We start from the raw sequence: 2670 nt of genomic DNA on the forward strand, positions 1-2670 counted from the left end.
CACCCCGCGGATGATGCGCGAGCGTCCCGAGCTCAAGCAGGACGGCTACGAGGTGGGTGACAAGGTCCCCGGCCGCATCCTGCACGCCCGCTACAGCCGCTACATGCAGAAGGTCGCGGAGGTGGAGCCGGAGCTGGTGGCGGCGCTCGCCGAGCACGGCGCGCGCTTCACCCACCACAGCTCCATCGCGCCTACCGGCACCATCTCGCTGTCGCTGGGCAACAACGCCTCCAACGGCATCGAGCCCTCCTTCTCGCACCGCTACTTCCGCAACGTGATCCAGTCGGGCAAGAAGACCAAGGAGCAGGTCGAGGTGGTCTCCTTCGAGCTGGCCGCCTATCGCCACTTCATCGCCGCGGACGCCGTGGAGAGCGACCTGCCCGACTACTTCATCACCGCCGATGCGGTGAGCCCCAAGCAGCACGTGGCGGTGCAGGCGGCGGCCCAGGTGTGGGTCGACTCGGCGATCTCCAAGACGGTGAACGTGCCCACCGAGTTCCCCTTCGAGGAGTTCAAGGACCTCTACCTCGACGCCTATGCCAGCAAGCTCAAGGGCTGCACCACCTTCCGCTTCAACCCGGAGGCCTTCCAGGGCGTGCTGGTGCGTGAGGACGACCTCAAGAACACCACCTACGTCTTCGAGCTGGAGAACGGCGAGACCGTGGAGCTGGCCGGCGATGAGAAGGTCATCTACGACGGCGAGGAGCACAACGCGGCGAACCTCTACGACGCGCTGAAGGAAGGCACCTATGGCAAGTGGTAATAAAGGCACTTGCCGGGTCAGCCCCGAGCGATGGATGCCCAGTGCCACCCAACAACTTTCCGGAGGAGCCCTCTGATGGCCGTCGAGATCAATTCCAAGATCGTGTCCTACAGCGTCAAGAAGGCGGTGGAAGAGCCGCCACTGGCCGAGGAGAACCCGCTCACGGTACGCATCCCCTCGCGTCCCGAGGGCACCCTGGAGGCCGTGTCGGAGAAGATCTCCTACGTCGGCGCCGAGGGGCGCAAGAAGGTCTACCTGCTGGTCTCCTTCATGCCGGTGGAGGGCGTGCTCAACGGCAAGCGGGTGGTGATCGAGCGCCCGGTGGAGTTCTTCTTCCCCTCCGGCCAGCTCTCCAGCGAGCACCAGTGGATCACCGCCACCATGCGCAGCCTGTCGCTGGCTGCCCGCGGCGGCTACGTCACCCAGGCGGTGGCCGACCTGCGCAAGGTGGCCTGGGACAAGGGCCTGGTGCGCTGCGGCATGAACCGCTGGGGCAAGCCGATGTTCCATGACTCCGAGGTCGCGGCCATCGCCTGGTCGATCCAGCAGATCCTCTACCGCCGTGGTTTCCTCGACCAGGACGGCAACCAGGTGCCGGTGGAGGAGCTGGTCAGCCGCTATGCCCAGCGCCTGGCCAGCGGCCATCCCTGGCAGCCGCCTACCGCCGAGGAGATCGAGCAGGCCGAGCGCAAGGCCCAGGAGGCCTCCCATGCCAAGGGCGACGGCCCCACCGTCGTCGGCCACTGCCCCGAGTGTAACGGCGAGCTGATCATGATGGACGGCTGCCCCACCTGCTATTCGGGCTGCGGCTGGTCCAAGTGTGGATAAGAGGGTCCACTTCACTACTCATTCAGCGGAACTGGAAACTTTCCTGATGAAAGCGTAATGAAATTGACCGTTGCTTTAGGCCGCTTCGCAAGGCTTTGGCCAGGCCCTGCGGCCCGCAAAACCAGATATCCACTCTGCGGTCATGGATTTGCAGTTGATTCGCGGTCAATCGCTGCCCCTGCTGGCTGTCATGGATGTGCAGCAATATGTCCGGAACTTGCTCCGTCAGTTGTTGCAGACGCGTCACCATTGGGTCATCCATGGCGCCGGCAGTGCAGTAATGAAGTGTGACCGCTGGATGTTTTTGTTCGGTCTTGATCAGGCGGTTTTCCAGCGCAGCCAGAAACGGTGTTATCCCTATGCCGCCGGCCACCCAGATCTGCTGGGCGTTTTTTCTGCCGCTGTCGGGATCAAAGCGACCATAAGGGCCTTCGAGCGTAACTGCTTGGCCACTGCTTAGCTGCTGCGGGAGCTTGCGGGTGTAGTCTCCCAGTGCCTTGATGTGAAGGCTGAGCTGCCCGCTGTCATTGTCAGCACTGGACAGGCTGAAAGGATGCGCCCCTTCAATCCGGTCGAAGGTCACCAGGGCGAATTGTCCGGCTTGATGCCCTGGCCACCGCTTGCCCATCTCACAAACGACTTCCGTGATGTTGCCTGATGTCTGCTTGACGGCCTCAACCACCCCTTTGTAGCGTCGGCTCCTCCCGATTTGCCCGGTCAGCGATTGCAGGCTTGCGACGGCACCACCCACAAACAACAGTGTCATCAGCCAGCCGGTGGGTTGTTGCCACCACTTCAGCGGAGCCAACAACACTGCATGGGCGGCCAGTGCCAGATAAATCAGCGGCATCACACGGTGCAAGTAACGCCAGTAATAGTAGGGCACCCACCGGGTCAGGGTAATGACAACCAGAAACAGCAACAGGTACAGGCCGGGTTCGCCCAAGTCTTCAGCACCATCCTGAAGGCTGCCCAGCAGGCCCGAATAGTGTGCTTCCTGCAGTAAGCGATCATTCCAAGGCGTGCCGATTTCCGCTTGCCTTATACGTCGCGTAGTGGCTGGATCAGCGCCACCGCGA

Annotated in this window: 2 protein-coding genes and 1 pseudogene; 2 read left to right on the top strand and 1 reads right to left on the bottom strand. The window is 62.6% G+C overall.

Annotation, left to right across the window (positions count from 1 at the left end):
* Nucleotides 1-763, top strand: a pseudogene (locus tag SCI24_RS21290) (ribonucleoside-diphosphate reductase, adenosylcobalamin-dependent); the annotation flags it as partial.
* 75 nt (nucleotides 764-838) lie between these two features.
* Entirely contained in the window at nucleotides 839-1591 is a 753-nt protein-coding gene (locus tag SCI24_RS21295; RefSeq protein ID WP_318727266.1) for a ribonucleoside-diphosphate reductase, read from the top strand.
* A 22-nt stretch (nucleotides 1592-1613) separates the two neighbouring features.
* On the opposite strand, the gene SCI24_RS21300 is transcribed toward SCI24_RS21295, so the two are convergent.
* The coding region (locus SCI24_RS21300; RefSeq protein WP_318727267.1) for an FAD-binding oxidoreductase at nucleotides 1614-2670 on the bottom strand (1057 nt) is incomplete at its 5' end.

The organism is Halomonas sp. (assembly GCF_033549285.1).
Lineage (GTDB): Bacteria > Pseudomonadota > Gammaproteobacteria > Pseudomonadales > Halomonadaceae > Halomonas.

Excerpts from the sequence above, each read along its gene's own strand:
- SCI24_RS21295 (WP_318727266.1), top strand. The coding sequence starts at position 839 with ATGGCCGTCGAGATCAATTCCAAGATCGTGTCCTACAGCGTCAAGAAG.